The 17,601-nt window shown below is 53.5% G+C and carries 16 protein-coding genes; 3 read left to right on the forward strand and 13 right to left on the reverse strand.

The window, feature by feature from the left end; genetic code table 11:
- Positions 1–31: 31 nt before the first annotated feature.
- From TERTU_RS20205 to ubiA, 6 genes are all read right to left on the reverse strand, one after another.
- Positions 32–1,465 carry a hypothetical protein gene (locus tag TERTU_RS20205; RefSeq protein WP_015817752.1) on the reverse strand — a complete coding sequence of 478 codons (1,434 nt, stop codon included), beginning with the start codon at positions 1,463–1,465 and terminating at the stop codon, positions 32–34.
- 75 nt (positions 1,466–1,540) lie between these two features.
- Positions 1,541–2,233: a P-loop NTPase family protein gene (locus TERTU_RS20210; RefSeq protein WP_015817961.1), complete on the reverse strand. Its 693-nt coding sequence runs from the start codon at positions 2,231–2,233 to the stop codon at positions 1,541–1,543.
- A gap of 76 nt (positions 2,234–2,309) precedes the next feature.
- On the reverse strand, positions 2,310–3,512 hold the full coding sequence (locus TERTU_RS20215; protein WP_015818504.1) for a GNAT family N-acetyltransferase: 1,203 nt from the start codon (positions 3,510–3,512) through the stop codon (positions 2,310–2,312).
- Positions 3,513–3,546: 34 nt separating this feature from the next.
- Entirely contained in the window at positions 3,547–4,866 is a 1,320-nt protein-coding gene (phoR, locus tag TERTU_RS20220) for a phosphate regulon sensor histidine kinase PhoR (protein WP_015817990.1), read from the reverse strand.
- 17 nt (positions 4,867–4,883) lie between these two features.
- Complete coding sequence (gene phoB / locus TERTU_RS20225; RefSeq protein WP_015820444.1) at positions 4,884–5,591, reverse strand: phosphate regulon transcriptional regulator PhoB; 708 nt, start codon at positions 5,589–5,591, stop codon at positions 4,884–4,886.
- A gap of 170 nt (positions 5,592–5,761) precedes the next feature.
- Positions 5,762–6,652 (reverse strand): 4-hydroxybenzoate octaprenyltransferase, encoded by an 891-nt coding sequence (gene ubiA / locus TERTU_RS20230; RefSeq protein ID WP_015817661.1) that lies wholly within the window; start codon positions 6,650–6,652, stop codon positions 5,762–5,764.
- 54 nt (positions 6,653–6,706) lie between these two features.
- Here ubiA and TERTU_RS20235 point away from each other — a divergent pair, with 54 nt between their 5' ends.
- The 3 genes from TERTU_RS20235 (at position 6,707) to TERTU_RS20245 (ending at position 9,070) form a co-directional block, all read left to right on the forward strand.
- Positions 6,707–6,988 carry an HU family DNA-binding protein gene (locus tag TERTU_RS20235; RefSeq protein ID WP_015820322.1) on the forward strand — a complete coding sequence of 94 codons (282 nt, stop codon included), beginning with the start codon at positions 6,707–6,709 and terminating at the stop codon, positions 6,986–6,988.
- Between the two features lie 3 nt (positions 6,989–6,991).
- On the forward strand, positions 6,992–8,281 hold the full coding sequence (locus TERTU_RS20240) for a dicarboxylate/amino acid:cation symporter (RefSeq protein WP_015818126.1): 1,290 nt from the start codon (positions 6,992–6,994) through the stop codon (positions 8,279–8,281).
- Between the two features lie 102 nt (positions 8,282–8,383).
- On the forward strand, positions 8,384–9,070 hold the full coding sequence (locus TERTU_RS20245) for a DUF502 domain-containing protein (RefSeq protein ID WP_015818914.1): 687 nt from the start codon (positions 8,384–8,386) through the stop codon (positions 9,068–9,070).
- On the opposite strand, the gene TERTU_RS20250 is transcribed toward TERTU_RS20245, so the two are convergent.
- The 7 genes from TERTU_RS20250 to yaaA form a co-directional block, all read right to left on the reverse strand.
- Complete coding sequence (locus TERTU_RS20250) at positions 9,057–9,554, reverse strand: hypothetical protein (RefSeq protein WP_015818708.1); 498 nt, start codon at positions 9,552–9,554, stop codon at positions 9,057–9,059. The genes TERTU_RS20245 and TERTU_RS20250 overlap by 14 nt on opposite strands.
- A 201-nt stretch (positions 9,555–9,755) precedes the next feature.
- Positions 9,756–11,138 carry an aminoacyl-tRNA deacylase and HDOD domain-containing protein gene (locus tag TERTU_RS20255; protein ID WP_015819631.1) on the reverse strand — a complete coding sequence of 461 codons (1,383 nt, stop codon included), beginning with the start codon at positions 11,136–11,138 and terminating at the stop codon, positions 9,756–9,758.
- Positions 11,139–11,427: 289 nt separating this feature from the next.
- Positions 11,428–13,521, reverse strand: coding sequence for an ATP-dependent DNA helicase RecG (gene recG, locus TERTU_RS20260; protein WP_041590368.1), 2,094 nt, complete (start codon positions 13,519–13,521; stop codon positions 11,428–11,430).
- 131 nt (positions 13,522–13,652) lie between these two features.
- Positions 13,653–14,753: a Gfo/Idh/MocA family protein gene (locus tag TERTU_RS20265; RefSeq protein WP_015818941.1), complete on the reverse strand. Its 1,101-nt coding sequence runs from the start codon at positions 14,751–14,753 to the stop codon at positions 13,653–13,655.
- Between the two features lie 152 nt (positions 14,754–14,905).
- Positions 14,906–15,523 carry a DUF938 domain-containing protein gene (locus TERTU_RS20270; protein WP_015820246.1) on the reverse strand — a complete coding sequence of 206 codons (618 nt, stop codon included), beginning with the start codon at positions 15,521–15,523 and terminating at the stop codon, positions 14,906–14,908.
- 329 nt (positions 15,524–15,852) lie between these two features.
- The gene (locus TERTU_RS20275; RefSeq protein ID WP_015818488.1) at positions 15,853–16,710 is read right to left on the reverse strand and encodes a response regulator; all 858 of its coding nucleotides are present in this window, start codon (positions 16,708–16,710) and stop codon (positions 15,853–15,855) included.
- Positions 16,711–16,743: 33 nt separating this feature from the next.
- Entirely contained in the window at positions 16,744–17,514 is a 771-nt protein-coding gene (gene yaaA / locus TERTU_RS20280) for a peroxide stress protein YaaA (RefSeq protein ID WP_015818953.1), read from the reverse strand.
- Positions 17,515–17,601: the final 87 nt, after the last annotated feature.

A 17,601-nucleotide genomic window follows, 5' to 3' on the forward strand; every position in this document is an offset into this window, starting at 1 on the left:
ATCTTTTTAATTCACCGCCTTAGCGGAAGTCCTAGTGGAATTGTAGCCAGAATGTATCAAGCGGCAAGGACACTATCCGCGTGGTACCGTCGCTAATTGCGACTTCAACGGTTATCCCGGATATATCGGTAAACAGATTACTGGGGAGCTCCAGCAGGTCAGCGCCCTCGGCAATGATTTCTCCATTATTGCGCCAAATTATTTCTAGCTCGAGATCATCCTTTGGTGTGTCCAAATCGCGATAAACCGGCGGCGAGAGAACAAGCACGCCACCCAACTCATAGCCTCCTTCCCATTCAAGTTCATATAGAAGCGTGGGCGGAAGCTTAACCTGGCGCAACGAACGCAGTGGTGTTGCTTGGCGATCAAACTCAAACCGTAAAAAAGGTATCTCCGGTGTAGCACTCGCAGTATAGAGGTTCATACTAAAAACCACCCGGTCGTCGTAAATACCATCGCCGTCATTGTCCATATCCAAAACATGCAGCCCTCCGGCCATGCTAGTGAATCTGGCTTTAACTCCATAACGCCCTGTAAGCACTAGCCCGCTCGCACTTGTTCCCTTGAAGACATCGCTAACATCAGCCGTACTCACGAGAACACTGCCGTAACCTTTAATCGCCAGGCCACCGCTAAAACTATCTTTAACCTCCGGCCCGCCGCCATACGTTTCTTTCAGCACTTTTAACGCTTCATAGCCCTGTTCGTCGCTTCTACGAACAACCATTGCTGTTTCGTAGACGTTCCCTTTTACCGCCGCGGGATATGAACCTGTAAAGCCAATCAGCTGATAGGAATAGTTGTGTTCGTTGTCTGGCCCATAGTTCTGATCAATTACCAGGTTTTCGGTGAAACTAGTCGCAAACGGCTGGTATCTCTGCCTATCCCCGTAATCGTGCTCTAAATAAGGCGTGACGAACGCCAAGCTTTCGCCGGTAAGATATTTGCTGATCAGGACAGCACAACCGTGAAAGTTTTGCTTGAGCAGGCCGACACCATCTGAAAAACTGCCGCTGTAGGCCACATTGTTTTGATCGTTTAATCCGCTGCACGCAACCGTTGTATCAATGCTGTTATTTTTAGTTGAATCAGCCGAAACCCCACTATGGTCGTAATACTGAACGCCAATTTCGCCCAAATCCTCAGGGAAAACATTAACAATATCACCGTACGGCGAATAACTGCGCATTAGATAAATAAATTTTATTGCCAGTTCTGGCGTTAAATTAACAAGCTCAGTACTGCCGCTATATTCGCTTAGTGCTAACCCCAAATAAGCTTCTTTAAGCTCCGTTTCGCTCAAAGCGTCCGGGTCACGCGCCAGCAATGATTGCCAGTCACTCGATGCGGAAAAAACACGAGTCGCATCGCCGCTGTACTGAGGCCCATCGCTGTCCTCACCAGAACCTCCGCACGCAGTCAATGCTCCGAACATAACAACTACGCTTAACTTATTGCCAAACATACTCCGTCCTAAATTTATTATTGACAACTAACCTATTTCGGGAAAAAAGTATTCGTCTCTCGATGTAGAGCGTGTCTAGACCACACGCTCCAACTCAGCGTATGCCTTGTTCAGCCATACTCTTACGCGCTGACGTTCCAGCAAGCCGAGCGCAGGCCCCATGGATTCGTCTTTATTGTTCGCCGCTGCCCAGAGGCTCGCACCAACTCGATCGATTTTACGCATGGCTGGCGTGTGCAACTCCGGCAGTTCGATGACTGTTGCACCAAAGCTTCGCGCTTTAGCCATGGCTTCGGATTCTTCCAGCAGGTCAAAATCTTTGCCGCGACCCAGGTTTTTCACCACCACATAGCTGGGTTGATCGCCATAGTGCGCGACAAGCCGCTCAAGCAACCGGACTGAATCCGACCCCTCATCGCACACATGCCAAAGTACAACGCTAAGGCCCGCTTCGTTGGCGAACTCCAGCAAGCCACTTTCCGCCATCCAGCGGTCAACACTGCGCGCGGACTGAGCAGCGAGGTCTACAATGACATCGCAGTTTTGCTCCAATGCTGTTTCGGCAATCGCATCTGCACTTTCGAACTCACTCACATCAACTGGCTGGGTAAACTCACTGTAATAACGCATAAGGGCGCCGTGCGACAGGTCTGCATCGAACGCGCGGAAATTCAGCGATTTGTCGATGTAGTACTGCGCCAAGACTCTGGCCAGCACAGATTTGCCAACGCCACCTTTTTCACCCCCAATAAAATGAATCTTTGCCATACCCTGTTTCTCCTTTTTCTTTTTGCTGGATCACGAAATGTGTTGTTTAGCTCTGGCGACTGGCAACTTGTCGCCTCTAAGCCTCGTTTTGATATTCTAATAATGCATTGTCCGGGAAAATCTTTTCACCTTCGCGAAAGGGCAGATAATTTCGGCCATCCTGACAGTATGCGTCCGTCTGGTTTTTTTCTTCATCGCAAAAATGCACAACCGCATCTCTAAACGCCGGATGCGCTACCCAGTGGTAGGAACAGGTTTTTACCGGCGTGAAACCCCGCTGAATTTTATGTTCGCCCTGGGCACCTGGGTCAAAACGTGCCAGACCTTCTGCAATAGCGTATTCAATACCCTGGTAATAGCAGGTTTCAAAGTGCAAACCGTCGACATCCAACTGCGTACCCCAGTAACGCCCGTAAAGGGTAGTGCTGTCACGAAAATACAAGGCCGCAGCCAACATTTCTTTATCCAGTGATTGATGGTGAGCGCTTGCCAGCATAATCTGCTCCGGCATGGTTTCCACCACTTGCTTAAAGAATGCGTTGTTCAAGTACCCTTGGCGCCCGCTACGCTTGAAATAAGTGCGGTGATACAAGGCGTAAAACATCTCCCACTCATCCGCGCTGACCTCGGTCGCGCCGCGCATTTGCAGGTGTAGACCCTGCTCTTTAACTTTTTGGCGTTCGCGCTTCAATGATTTCCGTTTGCGCGAATTGAAGCGGGATAGAAAATCGTCAAAATCACGATATCCGTTGTTAAACCAATGAAACTGGCAACCTTGCCGTTCGATAAGGCTTTCTCGCGCAAGTAAATCGCGCAGCCCCGCTTCCGGAAAAAGGCAATGAAAACCAGAGCCATCCGTGTCGCCCAGCACTTGCTTAAGCGTATCCACGATTAATTTTACGGTCTCGACTTTTTGTGCATCGCCTAGCTCGCTGGCAAACGCGATACGCGGCCCAGTGGCCGGCGTAAAGGGTACCGCGTTAATTAATTTGGGATAGTAATCAAGCCCTGCGCGCTGATAAGCATCGGCCCAGGCCCAATCGAATACATACTCACCGTAGGAATGTGTTTTTTGATAAAGCGGCACAACCGCAACACGACAATCATTGTGCTCAACAACCAGGTGCATGGGTTGCCAGCCAGTAGCTTCGCAGACACTCCCGGACACTTCCAGCGCGTGCAGGAACTCATAACGTGTGAAGGGATAGTCGCTGGACCACAAACTTTGCCAGTCCTGCAGGGATATGTCGCCGATGCCTGATAGGAAAAATGTACGCATGGGGGAGACCTCACGAAATCCCCCGCGTGCTTGTCTACGAGGGTTGCTGCTCGGGTGAACTCTGAATAACGCGTTTGATAGGAAAATGACAGGAAAAGGTGCTGCCCTTGCCGACCTTACTGCGAATTTTCAAATCCGCATCATGGCGCAGCAGGATGTGTTTGACAATGGCAAGTCCGAGCCCAGTGCCACCGGTTTCGCGCGAGCGACCCGCATCCACCCGATAAAAACGTTCAGTCAGACGCGGAATATGGCGCGACTCAATACCTTCGCCATTATCCTTCACCTTAAGCACCAATTCATGGGGATCGCTGTTGACCAGAATGGAAACTTTTTTTCCATCTGGCGTGTAGTTAACAGCGTTATAAACCAGGTTGGCGATAGCGCTACGCAGCTCGTCCTCCTGCCCCATGATTTCGATGCCTTCGCCACAGTTAATTAAGAATTCGTGGCCGCGCTCGCCGCTTAGCGCGCGGCCTTCCGCCACGATCTGCTCCAGGAGAGGCAGCAGAGGAACCGGGCGCTGGCCGAAATCGCGGTCGTCAGTTTCCAGGCGGGAGAGGGTGAGCAGGTCGTTTATCAGGCGATTCATGCGGCTGGTTTGTTCCAGCATCTGTCCCATGGGTTTGTCCCAGCGTTCAGGCAATACGCCGGTATCGGCCAGGGTTTCCAGGTAACCGCTAAGAACGGTTAACGGTGTTCGCAACTCATGAGAAACATTTGCCACGAAGTCCTGACGCATCCGCTCAAGGTTGGCAACGCGGGTTACGTCACGCGCAATAATCAACCGGTCACCGTCGCCAAAAGGATGAATAAAGAACTGAAGGTGCTGACCTTCATGGCGTACCGAGTAGGTATCCAGCGGCTCCTTATAATCGCCGCCTTCATAGTATTTGATGAACTTGGGGTTGCGCAGGTAATTGGTGACCTTGTGGCCTATATCCAACGGTTGGAAATCAAACTGCATTTCGGCGGCGCGATTCCACCACTCGATGTTGTGGTGCTTGTCGACAATAATAACCCCGTCGGTCAGTGCCGCCGTCATCTGCTGGACCCGCTCCACAACCTGTTGCAGGCGCAGCTTGTCTTTTTCATAGCGGCGGATGATGAGTACCACGTCTTCCGCAATTTCCGCCCAAACGCCTTCCAGGTTGTTTTCCTGCAGACCGCGCTGGCGGGTCGCCTCCACCCAGGATTCCAATTCGGAGATGCGCAGCATAAGGCGTGCGCCAAACACCAGCGCGGCCACCAGCAGCATCATAACGACGTGGTCGAAAACCAGGCCAATGCTGAAACCCACAATGACGAACAGCAGCAACCAGCGCAGTTCGGCCGCTACGCCTTTACGAAACATAAGCAGAACCGGGAAGTTTATTCAGCAGCAGCGAGAAATTTTGCTGAGAACCGGTAGCCCGCACCGCGCACGGTTTGCACGAGGCGATCGTGGTTTTCCAGCTTCAGGGCTTTGCGTAAACGGCGAATATGAACATCCACAGTCCGCTCTTCCACATACACGTTGCCACCCCACACATAATCCAATAACTGATTACGTGAGTATACGCGCTCCTGGTGGGTTAAGAAAAATTCCAACAAACGGTATTCAGTGGGGCCCAGCTGAACCGGCATCCCGGCGATGGTAACGCGGTGACTGGTAGGGTCGAGACACAGGTTTTCTACGGTTATTGGGTCGCCACTTGAAAGGGAATCACTGCGGCGCAATACCGCCTTGAGACGGGCAACCAGCTCGCGAGGGGAAAATGGCTTGGTGATATAGTCGTCCGCACCTATTTCCAGGCCCTGTATTTTGTTGTCCTCTTCGCCTTTCGCCGTGAGCATGATAATTGGTATTTCACGGGTCACTTCTTGCGATTTCAACCGACGCGCGAACTCAATACCACTCACGCCAGGCATCATCCAGTCCAATAGAATGAGATCGGGGCGGGTGTCCACCACGATTTGGTGTGCCTCCTGGGCATCGGCAGCTTCCAGCACCGCATAATCGGCCATCTCGAGGGCCACACGGAGCATGTCGCGAATCGCGCGCTCGTCATCGACCACTAGAATCTTTTTTTCAACCATGGAGGTATAACCTAAAGTCTTAGAATAAGGTGGAGTATCTGCAGTAATTACAGGTGCGCAATAGGGCAACCTGAATGACCCAAGTCACGGGCATTAAATAAAGCTTTTGTTTCGATTTTATGACATCGGCCGTATTTCGCCACCGGCGTCTGTATTAACGAAATCAATGGCTAGCGAAATTGATAATCGCAGACAATACCAACGAAGATCACAATGCCGACCCAGTTGTTGTTCAGAAAGGCTTTGAAGCAGGCATCGCGCTGCCGCTCGCGGATCAGCAGTTGCTGATAAATCATTAGCCCGGCCGCGGCCGCCAGGCTGAGGTAATAAAAGGTTCCCAATTCGAATTTGGTACCGACCATAAGCAGCGCGATCAGGGTCATCATCTGCAGACAGGCCGTAATGGCTTTATCCTGTTCACCAAAAAGGATGGCTGACGATTTCACTCCGATTTTGAGATCATCATCCCGGTCGACCATCGCGTAAAAAGTGTCGTAGGCCACCGTCCAGAGTAAAACTGCGGTATAAAGTAGCCAGATATGGCTACTCAGTTCACCGGTCTGCGCAGCAAATGCCATCGGCACGGACCAGGCGAACGCGGCTCCCAAAACCACCTGCGGCAATTGGGTATAGCGCTTCATAAAGGGGTAGCAAAAGGCCAGCGCGATGCCGCCGACCGACAGGTATACCGTAAGGTCGTTGGTTTGCAGCACCAATAAAAATGACGCAAGACTGAGTACCGCAAACAACGCGGCCGCCTCAACGGGAGACACCAGCCCAGTGACCAATGGCCGGCTGCGGGTGCGCTCTACGTGGCCGTCCACCTTGCGGTCGGCATAATCGTTGATCACGCAGCCGGCGGAACGCATCAATACTACCCCTACAGTGAATATCACCAGCAGGTCCCAGCGCGGCACACCACCGGCCGCTAACCAGAGTGACCAGAGCGTAGGCCACAACACCAGGTAGATGCCGATAGGGCGATGCAGGCGCATCAATTGCAAGTAAGCACGCCACTTGGGCATCGGCTGGGGAGAAACTTTTGGGGAACTTGTGTTCATTGAACCGCGCTTTGAAGCTGTTTTATAGTGATTATTCTACCCGGAGCCCCTCTCATGCGTAAAACAGATCTTGTGAAGCAGCTTTGTACACTCGGCGAACTCAACCGCGTTCAGGCAGATGATGTGGTCGAGGCGATTGTCGAACAGGTGACCAATGCGCTGGCCCGCGGCGAGCGGGTACAACTCCCGGGCCTCGGCAGTTTCTCTGTGCGCCACCGCAATGCGCACACCGGAATCAACCCGCAAACCGGCGAGGCGTTGCGCATTGCGGCTAAAAACCAGATTTTTTTCAAGGCAGGCAAACGTCTGCGTGACCCCTTCCAGCACAAGGAATAATTCATGATTCGTCTGCAACTGCACTGGCAAATACTGATTGCCATCGGCCTCGCTATCGCAGTGGGCCTGGGCATCAACCTGCTCTCGCAAAACAACCCTGCCAGCGCGGCGCCTTTCCTCAGTACGTTCTCGTTTGTTGGAACGCTCTTCCTAAACGCACTAAAGATGATCATTGTGCCACTTATTTTATCGTCCATTATCAGTGGCATCAGCACCCTGGGCAGCAGCAATGACTTGCGCCGTCTGGGTGGTAAAACGCTCGGCTTCTACCTCGCATCCAGTCTGTTTGCTATTTTAATGGGGCTTTTCCTGGTGAACATCATCCAGCCCGGCATCATAAATGGAGAGCCGGCAGGTGAGCGCTTGAACCTCAGCAGCCAGGAGGAGGTGGGCGCCAATCTCGATAAGATTGAGGGGCGTGGTACGGGTGACGTCGCCGCTGTATTTCACCGCATGCTGCCACCGAATATTGTGCAGGCAGCAGCAGAAGGGCAGATGCTCGGACTCATCTGCTTTGGTTTGTTATTTGGCTTTTTTATGACCCGAATTGCGTCGCCCATGCGCGAAACCCTGGTTAATTTTTGGCAGGGTGTTTTCGAAACCATGATGGGCATAACGCTGTTCATAATGAAGTTCACGCCCATTGGCGTATTTGCCCTGGTAGCCAATACAGTCGCGTCCACCGGCTTCAAAGCGTTTGTCCCGGTGTTAACCTTTTTCTTTACTGTGGTGCTGGCCCTCGCCGCCCACACCTTTATCACCATGCCGCTCATTTTAAAATTTCTCGCGAAGGTGAATCCGGTTGGTCAGTATCGCGGTATGACTCCAGCCTTACTTACGGCATTTTCCACCGCATCGTCTTCCGGCACCTTGCCTATCACCATGGAGTGCATGGAAAAAAATGTGGGGCTTTCCAACCGCACAGTATCCTTCGTGTTGCCGTTGGGCGCGACCATCAATATGGATGGCACCGCGCTCTATGAGTGTGTTGCCGCCATGTTTATCGCTCAGGCCTACGGCCTGGATCTCACCCTGGCAACGCAGTTCACCATCGTCACCATCGCGCTGCTCACCTCCATTGGCGTAGCGGGAATCCCCTCTGCAAGCCTGGTGGCAATCGCAGTTATTCTCAGTGCCATTGGCTTGCCATTGGAAGGGATCGGAATGTTGCTGGTAACCGACCGAATTTTAGATATGATGCGCACCGCAGTGAACGTATTCAGCGACAGCTGCTGCGCGACATTTATCGCCCGCAGCGAAGGCGAAACAACCCAGATCGCCGCGAAATCCTGACCGCTGCTCATGCCAGGGGCATCGCGATTGCGATGTCCATGCATTTTGCGGATGATACGCCACCGACACTTTTTCTGACTCTCCATTGCGCGAGGACGCTTTATGGCGCAACCCCTGCCTAGGCCCCGCCTGTTTAGTCGGGTCGGCAACACCTTTCTCGCCGGCATACTTGCCGCGCTTCCATTAACGCTCACCATCGCCGTCATCGTATGGGCGGCCGATCTGTTGCACCGCTATCTCGGCCCGGAGAGTTTTATCGGGCGACTATTTGGTAATATCGGGCTGAACTTCGTGACGTCCGAAATTACCGCCTACGCTATTGGGGTAGCGAGTGTGGTGGCAGTGATCTACTTGCTGGGTGTGGCGGTGCAGTCCCGATTGCGCCACCAGTGGCAGGGCTTAATGAGTGGTCTACTGGCGCGCGTACCCTTTGTGCGCTCGGTGTACCAAACGCTCTCGCGCATTGTCACCATGTTTGATAAACACGAGGAAGCCCAGTACAAAAGCATGCAAGCCGTGTTGTGTTATTTCGGCGGTGATCGCAGTGGCATGGCCGTGCTGGGCCTGCTCACCAGTCCCACACCGGTATTTATGGGCGGTCGCGAACACTATGCGATTATGGTCCCCAGCGCACCAGTTCCCTTTGGCGGCGCCATCATGTATGCGCCCGTGGACTGGGTGCAAAAAGCGGATTTTGGTTTCGACGGGCTGTTCAATATTTACATGTCGATGGGAGTAACCTCCGGCGACTACTTTAAACAGCCGCCGGACGAACCTAGAACGAAATAAAACTGATTGCGCGGGTCATCAGTGATTTGCGCGCTTCAAAGCTGCGGTAGTGTGTGACGATGTGTTCTTTGGGGTCCACAAAACAGTGGACCGGCGCATCACTATGCAGATAGAGGTCTCCCAGCTGCGCGTGCATAAATACTTTGTAAATGGCCAATCGCGCATCGTACCGGGTCGAGTGGTAATCCACATAGGAACGCACTAACTGGTCGCCGAAACGGTCTGCGGTTTTGTTGGTGCAAACCCGCGCGGCATCGTTAATATCAAACGGCGTGAGATTGTAATTCCTGCCATGGTCCGCATATTTATCCGCACTCTCCCACCGGGAAAAATTCTGGGTCAGAAAGTACACACCCAGGCTCAGCAGGGCACAGACACCGGTTCCTGTCAGCAGACGCATTGCCTTCTGACAACGCTTATTGCGCAACAATCCGCCAAAACCCCGCATAGTCGTGGGTTTGTTAAGTGCTTGAGTCGTCGCCACTGCAGTACCTCCAATCATCATTAAACAAGCTGATCAGTTTTTAATCTTCAGCATGTTATTGATAAATCAGTTTGCAGAGGCTGACAACGTGTTAAACGCGCCACTCGAGACGGATTTCTTCTAGTAGATAGAACCGGCCAAACTTAAGGAATCCGGTGCCATAATTGACGGGAATATAGATGATATACGCGCCATAACAAATCAGGCGCGCATTTTTTCGGCGATTGCGTCCAGGTCGTCACCGGCCTCGAGAATATTTTCCACGGTAATACGGGCCGTCTCTGGGTCCAGGTGCAACTCGGCAAACGCGTGATCAGTTATCGGGCGAGTCAGTCGATTGCCAAAACCTGCATTGGCCAGCATCTGCTGAGCAAGACCCACCAGCTTGGCATACACCGCATGCTCACCTTGGTAATTCGGATTGTGCAGGTGCCGTAACGCGATCACGACTTCCTCCGGCATATTCCAGTTGTCCATCAACCAGGCGGCAATTTGATTGCCCGTCATGCCCAGCTGATGTTGTTCAACACAGGCGCTGGGAACGTGGGAATTCGCCTTCGCCATGCGTTCAATACTGGCAAAGTAGGGCGGAAATACGTCGGCGAGAATCAGATAGCCAAAATTGCTCAACAAACCCGACAAATAGGCCATGCCGAAACCTGGCCGGAACGGGCGTTCGATACTGGTGACCAGACCTTCCACCGCGGCCGCCGAGTAGACCGCATCGCGCCAGTAGCGCGCGATTTGCTGGGGTGTCAGCACCTGCATATTGACGGTTTTGCCGAGCGATAAGCCCAGAGCCAGGTTGAGCACCATATCGAAACCCAGCACTCGTACAATTGCGTCGTGCACGGACTTAATCCGGCCCGGCGCAGAATAATAGGGCGACGCCGCCCAACTCACGACCTGCGCCGCAAGGCTCGGGTCGATCTCGACAATATTCGATAGATCGCTGATATCGGCGTTAGGGTCTGCGCGCAGTTTGATAATGCGCTGCGCGGTTTCGGGCAGTGGCGGCAGCTCGAGGGTTTCGTCCAGGCGCTGCTTTACGCGCTTTTGGGTAAAGCGCTTCACCGAATCGAGAATCTGCGCCTCCTCTTTGTCGCCATCGAAACTCAACACAGGCGCATCCAGGGCGCAGGGCAGCACTTCGGAGGTGGCAATAATGCTCTGAAAATCCGCGCGGCTCAGCTCGAGCATATTGGTGCCGGTACCCGACTCCAGCCAGAGCGTAGATGCCTGTACCAAGCGTTCATCGACCACTGTAGGCATGCTCTGCCAGCGCGGCAGGGCGGGGATACAGGTCAACTGGTGCTGCTGCAGCAAGGGACGTACATCGTCGAGGTTAACACCCTCGAAATTGCGCTCTGTATGCCGCGACAGGCTTTCCAGGTCCACCAGCGAACCCGCTGGCAGCAGAACCTGCACCCTGCCATGCGCATCCTGCAACAATACGGATTGCACGATACAGATATTTTGCATCTGACTGGACCCAAGCGGGTGTCCAGAGCGATCCATCGGCGCAATGTTGTAATTCACCTTCTGGGTGTCCAACATCTCCTGAATACTGGCGGGTAAAGACACAAACGTTCTCCTGCTACTAACCGCATTAACATTGCGCCGTCAGCGATGAAAAGTCGCACGACGGCAAAATGCTAATGGCGCTGAATACTTTTTTAGCACTATAGTTCATATCCTACCGACTAACGCCTCAGATGTTGATTTATGCGTCAGAACTTTTTTTCATAGAAAACGCGACAAAAGGATTCCGGAGCCCGGTCAGCTGCATTCCCGGTGAACTATATTCCCAGTTAACTAACAGCTCGACCGCCGAACGCTCGATACTGGAAGGAGGGTAATAAGGCAAACGCTACTACGCGTTAATATAGGCTTGTTTGTCGCCAATCCAGCGCTGAATGAGTTTTTCGCACACAGCTGGTTGATGGTGAAGGTACTGTTCGCCCAACTGGTGAATCTCTGGCAGTAGGTGCTCGTCACGCACCATATCGGCAACGCGATATTGCATATCGCCGGTTTGGCGGGTACCCAGCACTTCACCCGGCCCACGCAACTGAAGGTCTTTTTCCGCCACCAAAAAGCCATCGTTAGTTTCACGCAACACCTGTAGCCGCTGGCGCGCCTGCTCACTCAACTTATCGCCGTACAGCAGTACACAATGACTCGCGGTAGTTCCTCTGCCCACGCGACCACGCAACTGGTGCAGTTGCGCCAGCCCCAGGCGTTCCGGGTTTTCAATGATCATCAGGCTCGCGTTGGGCACATCCACGCCCACTTCGATGACCGTGGTAGCCACCAGTAACTGTAGCTCCGCCGCTTTGAACGCTGCCATCACCGTTTCTTTTTCAGTCGCCTTCAGACGCCCATGCACGAGGCCGATGGCGATATCAGCGAGTGCCTCGCGCAATTCACTGGCGGTTTGCTCCGCATTGGCGGCGGCGAGGGATTCCGACTCCTCCACCAGTGTGCACACCCAGTACACCTGGCGCCCTTCGGCACAGGCCGCGCGAATGCGTTCCACCACCTGCGCGCGACGCCGCTGACTGATCAACACGGTATTTACCGGTGTTCGCCCAGGCGGCAATTCATCAATAACGCTGTAGTCAAGTTCCGCATAAGCCGCCATCGCCAGGGTGCGAGGAATCGGTGTCGCCGTCATAACCAACTGGTGCGGGAGCTGATCGTCCGCATTGGTTTTACGCAAACTCAATCGTTGGTCGACACCGAAACGGTGCTGCTCATCCACAATGGAGAGCCCCAGCCGCGCGAAATTTACCCCTTCCTGAAACAGTGCATGAGTACCGACAATTACCTGAGCTTCGCCGCTAGCGATGCGCTCCAGAGCATTGCGCCGCTTGGCGACAGTGAGCTTGCCGACCAGCCATTCCACCTGGAAACCGAGGCCGCTCAACCAGCCGTCAAAATTGCGAAAGTGCTGCTCGGCCAAAATCTCCGTGGGCGCAACTACCGCCACCTGGAAGCCGCTGTCGATTCCAGCGAGTGCCGCCAGCGCGGCCACCAGCGTTTTACCCGAACCCACGTCACCCTGCACCATCCGTAACATGGGGCTCCCGTTTGCCAGATCGTTAAAAATTTCGCGGCAAACCCGCTGTTGCGCGCCTGTCAGGGCAAACGGCAGCTGTGCGAGAAAGCGTTCTTGCAGGCTGGTGTCTAGGGTAAGCCTCGGCGCTTTTTGGCGGGCCGCTATCGCGTGAAGTTTGCGCTTGACGAGAAAGTGCGCGAGCAGTTCCTCGTAGGCGAGGCGCTGCTGACTAGGGTGGTGCCCTTCGAGCAGCGATTTAACCTGCACGGAATGTGGCGGTTGGTGAACGCACAGCAAGGCCTCGCTCAGTGACTCACAGGCAAAGCGCTGATTCACGTCGCGCGGCAGGTACTCATCGGGTGGAGACTGTTTGATTTTTGCCAGCACCTGCTCGATAACACTGCGCATCCGCTGCTGGGAAACGCCCTCGGTAAGGCCATACACTGGAGTCAGGGTATTGTCCAACGGCGGTGGTGCCGCAGCGTCAATAACATCGTATTCCGGGTGATAGAACTCTAGCCCGGAGCTGCCCAGTCGCGGTTCGCCGTAGCAGCGCAGCAGCGTGCCGGGCTCGAGGCGGTCTTTTTGGTAAGCCGTAAAATGATAAAACCGCAAGCAGGTCTGGCCGCTTTCGTCCTCCAACTGTACTAACAAGCTACGCTTGCGACCGAAGGTGACCTGGGTTCGCAATACCGCGCCCTGAATCATTACCGAGGTATTCAGTTGCAACTGCCCCAGCGGCGTAATACGGGTTCTATCGAGGTAACGCAACGGCAGATGGAACAGTAAATCCTGCTGGCTGTGCAGGCCGAGCTTGGCGAAGTTGGCGGCGAGTTTGTCACCCACACCTTTTAGCTCGGTGAGAGGTCGCTGTGCGAGACTGAGGGAGGAGGGCGATGCGGTCACAGGTAGGTGCGTTGTTACAGTCAGTGAAACGCAGAGGTTACCAAATAACAGACGCGCACCCCAGTATTGGAGTGCGCACAGATTTATCCAGGCGACAAGCGCGTATCTGCGATGCTAACGCTCTTTTCTTCTTAGAGCGCTACACGCTTACCGCTGGCGTTAGAGCGATGGGCCGCTTCGATAATTCGAATGTCCGCCAACCCCTCTTCCCCTGGCACCAGTACCGGCGACTTGTGGAAGATCGCCAGTGCGTCGTCGTCCATTTGCCGAGCCTGCTGATTAGCAACCGTTTTGTCGAGCAGTACACCGCTACTGGTTCGGCCTTTCACCCCGGAATAGGCCTGCATAGGCTCCAGCTCGTACCAGCCCTTGGTGCAATTCGCGCGCAGCATATTCATATTCTGACCAACACTGGTGGCACATTCAGCGATAACACCCCCGGGAAATTCCAGCGTTAGATAGGCGGATTCATCCACTTCTTTGAAGACGTTCTTGCGCTCGACTTCAAGTCGGGCAGTCACGGCGACTGGCTCGCTGCCTGCGGTATAGCGCGCAGCATTAATCGGGTACACCCCCATATCGTAAAGCGCGCCACCGCCGAGTTTGCGGCTTAAACGCCAGTTGTCCGGGTTGGGCGCTCCCCCGGCGTAACCGGCTTTGGCAATAATGTTTTTTAATTTGCCATACGGTTGCGAGCTCGCGTAAGACATTACCGTGCGCGTGTTCGGCTCGTGTTGCATGCGATAGCCTACCGCCAGCTGAACGCCATTTTTATTGCAGGCACCAATAATCGAGAGACATTCTTTTTCGGTCATCGCCATTGGTTTCTCACACCACACATGCTTACCGGCATTGGCCGCAATGAGCGCGTATTTCTCGTGCAGCCCGGTGGGAACCACGATATACAAGACGTCGATGTCCGGGTTATCAGCCACCTGGTGCATGGTTTCGTAGGAATAGATATTACGGTCGGCGATGCCATATTCCTGCTGCCACTGGGGAACCTTCTCCGGGCTTCCTGTCACCAGGCCGCGCAATTCGCAGTACTGAGTAAGTTGCAGTGCAGACGCGAGTAGATCGCGACTGTAATAACCCAAACCGACCAGCGCGACACCAATTTTGCGTCGGCCGGGTTTGGCGATTGCGAGAGGGTTGTATGACGGCGAAGCCGCCAACGCCGCACCCATCAGGCCCTGCTTGAGAATACGACGGCGGGAAGAAAGCTGACTCATGTAACCTCCATCAATGGGTAACCCATTTGTTATCGTTATAGCTCTGAAGAAGAGGAACTTGCAGTTGCATTTGACAGCGCGCCGTCAACACACGGTGAACCAGGCTAGGCGCTCAGCACACCGCATTTATCAGGAATACGCTACCGATCAGACTAGATTAGGTCTTGAGGGCGTTTAACCCACACCAGCAGGCGGTTGTTTGCAGGCATGGGATTGTCTTCAAACAAATGTAAACCGTGGCTCAACGCTAACTGGTCTACCTTTTCGAAGTCGCGAATACCACGCTCCGGATCTGCCTCTTTCAGCCACTGATCAAAATCACGGTTGCTGTCGCTGGTATAGGTACCATGGTAATTAAACGGGCCGTAAAGCGCAAAAACCCCGCCCGCCGGCAGATTGTCTGCAACGCGCTCGATCATCGCACAGGCCAATGGCCAACTCATGATGTGGGCAGTATTCGCGCTAAAGACCCCATCGCAGCCGGGTGCAGGCCACTCAGGATCGCGGATATCAAAGGTAAGGGCGGGAAGCAGATTGGGGCTTGGGCAGCTAGCACGCCACAGCTCTATACCTGCGAGGTTTTGACTGACGTCGGTCGGCTGCCACTTTAAGTGGTCAAGATGCGATGCGAACCAGCAGGCATGCTGGCCTGTGCCACTGCCGATTTCCATCACCCTGCGGCAAGGCTCGAATACCCGGCGCAAAACACACAGTATCGGTTCCTTATTATTTTCGCAGGCCTGACTAAAAGGCTTGACGTCTTCTTCCATGGTCCCTCCGGGGTAAGCGTTTTACAACGCCTGACGGTTTGCTCATACCAGTGAACGTTTGTGCGTATTTATTTTCTTGTGTACAAACCACTGCGGCTGCGACGCGGCATCAAGAACACAGAATGGCGCATCATGCACCATTTTACGCACGCATATCCATATTTAACAGCTTATATACCGACCAGTACTGGGATCTGCAGCAAGAATTTGACCACTACTTCGCCAAGGCAGCAGATTTAGTGCGTTTTTAACGAGTTGGGGAGGGTAGAGTCGTGCACAAATTCCTGTTCGAGTGTGTCGATAAATACCGTCTTGGGCTGCCCCCCTAACTAAGCGCCTGCTATCGCTTTTGAGATCACCTCAAATTTTTCGGGGTCGTTATCGACAAAGCGAACCACAATTTTAAGTTTGTTGGTGTTTGGATGATTTTCCACGGCTTGCAGACTGTGGACATACGCGTTTAAGCGGGCCAACGCTTTCCCGTCTTTGTTTTCCAGATCCACGACGGCCTGGTCAAAAAGTGTGGGCAACACCTCCGGACGCACCATGAATCCGCTCATCGCCTGCAGCGACAATTCCCGGACCATCACCTGGCAGGCCGTATTGGGGAACCGCAGCTGCGCTTTACCTTCAAATTGACCGCTCTTTTTTTGCTTGGCCACAACTGCTTTCGCGGGCTTGGCAAATAATGGATTTGCGGCAGCAACGTCCTCTGGAGCGACCGTTTTAGCCTGCGCATTACCACCGGTAAGCACATCCAGCGAACCAAAAGCACTGGTTTCCTGGCGCGGTCGTCCTTCGTCTTTATACCCAATTTTCTTGAGCTGCTTGCCCACTTTGCGCCGCAGTTCCTCGGCGGTAAAGGGTTTGCCCAAATAGTCGCTCACCCCGGATTGAATAGCCTGTACCACGTGGTCGCGGTCGCCTCGGCTGCTGATCATCACAAAAGGCATACTGGGGTTGCGCGCCTCGGTGCGCACCCAGCGCAACAACTCCTCGCCACTCATTTCGGGCATTTCCCAATCGGATAACACCAGATCCATTTCGTTGTTTTTAAGGATCGCCAGCGCGCGGCGGCCGTCTGTAGCCTCGTGCAACTCCAGGTTGGTGATAAACTGACGCAAAGTGCGCTTAATGGTATCCCGGACAAAACTCGCGTCGTCCACTACCAGTACTCGCAAGGCCATGGGTTCCCCTTCCAGAGGCGCGAGCTTTCGCCGTTATTGCTTGCGGGTAAACACCCATTGACCGGCGTCGGACATAGCGCTGTTGTATTGATAACCGTCCCAGTCAAACTGTTTAATCAACTCCGGGTCGGTAATTTGATTCTTAATAATATAGGCGCTCATCCGGCCCCTCGCCTTTTTAGCGAAAAAGCTGATGATTTTGTAGGTGCCGTTTTTCCAGTCCTTAAACACCGGCGTGATAATTTGCGCTTGCAGGTGCGCAGGCTTAACCGATTTAAAATACTCGTTAGACGCCAGGTTAATCAGGGTGTTGCTGGCGAGCTTTTTGATCGGTTTATTGAGCTCTGCGGTAACCTTGTCACCCCAGAAGGCGTAGAGGTCTTTACCGCGGTCATTCGCGAAGCGGGTACCCATTTCCAGTCGGTAGGGCGCAACCAGATCCAGCGGTTTAAGTACCCCGTACAGGCCGGATAAAATCCGCAAGTGCTGCTGCGCAAAATCGAAATCCTCAGCCGAAAAATTGTAAGCGTCCAGGCCCACGTAGACATCGCCTTTAAACGCCAGCAGCGCCTGTCGCGCATTTTTTTTGGTAAGCGGTAATTGCCAGTCCTGAAAGCGATCGTAATTCAGCAGGCCGAGCTTATCGCTTATGCCCATCAATTGAGAAACATCCTGAGGCGCGAGTGTTTTCAACCCGTCCATCAATTCACTGGCATCGTCCAACAATGCAGCTTTCGTGCTTTTGGCGGTAGGAACTGGAGAATCGTAATCTAGGTTTTTGGCAGGGGAAATAACAATCAGCATGGCCGTTTTTTTCTTAATTCATTTGGGTGAGATTATAACGGTGCATAACCACACTCTACAGGTGGCTATGTTTATCGGCGTAATAGA

The sequence above is a fragment of the Teredinibacter turnerae T7901 genome, from assembly GCF_000023025.1.
Taxonomy (GTDB): Bacteria; Pseudomonadota; Gammaproteobacteria; order Pseudomonadales; family Cellvibrionaceae; genus Teredinibacter; species Teredinibacter turnerae_B.

What these genes read in the sequence shown, in the direction of transcription:
- TERTU_RS20275 (WP_015818488.1), bottom strand. Translation starts at nt 16,710, where the DNA reads ATGGCCTTGCGAGTACTGGTAGTGGACGACGCGAGTTTTGTCCGGGAT.
- TERTU_RS20215 (WP_015818504.1), bottom strand. Translation starts at nt 3,512, where the DNA reads ATGCGTACATTTTTCCTATCAGGCATCGGCGACATATCCCTGCAGGAC.
- phoB (WP_015820444.1), bottom strand. Translation starts at nt 5,591, where the DNA reads ATGGTTGAAAAAAAGATTCTAGTGGTCGATGACGAGCGCGCGATTCGC.
- TERTU_RS20210 (WP_015817961.1), bottom strand. Translation starts at nt 2,233, where the DNA reads ATGGCAAAGATTCATTTTATTGGGGGTGAAAAAGGTGGCGTTGGCAAA.
- TERTU_RS20270 (WP_015820246.1), bottom strand. Translation starts at nt 15,523, where the DNA reads ATGGAAGAAGACGTCAAGCCTTTTAGTCAGGCCTGCGAAAATAATAAG.
- phoR (WP_015817990.1), bottom strand. Translation starts at nt 4,866, where the DNA reads ATGTTTCGTAAAGGCGTAGCGGCCGAACTGCGCTGGTTGCTGCTGTTC.
- TERTU_RS20235 (WP_015820322.1), top strand. Translation starts at nt 6,707, where the DNA reads ATGCGTAAAACAGATCTTGTGAAGCAGCTTTGTACACTCGGCGAACTC.
- ubiA (WP_015817661.1), bottom strand. Translation starts at nt 6,652, where the DNA reads ATGAACACAAGTTCCCCAAAAGTTTCTCCCCAGCCGATGCCCAAGTGG.
- TERTU_RS20205 (WP_015817752.1), bottom strand. Translation starts at nt 1,465, where the DNA reads ATGTTTGGCAATAAGTTAAGCGTAGTTGTTATGTTCGGAGCATTGACT.
- TERTU_RS20240 (WP_015818126.1), top strand. Translation starts at nt 6,992, where the DNA reads ATGATTCGTCTGCAACTGCACTGGCAAATACTGATTGCCATCGGCCTC.
- yaaA (WP_015818953.1), bottom strand. Translation starts at nt 17,514, where the DNA reads ATGCTGATTGTTATTTCCCCTGCCAAAAACCTAGATTACGATTCTCCA.
- TERTU_RS20265 (WP_015818941.1), bottom strand. Translation starts at nt 14,753, where the DNA reads ATGAGTCAGCTTTCTTCCCGCCGTCGTATTCTCAAGCAGGGCCTGATG.
- TERTU_RS20245 (WP_015818914.1), top strand. Translation starts at nt 8,384, where the DNA reads ATGGCGCAACCCCTGCCTAGGCCCCGCCTGTTTAGTCGGGTCGGCAAC.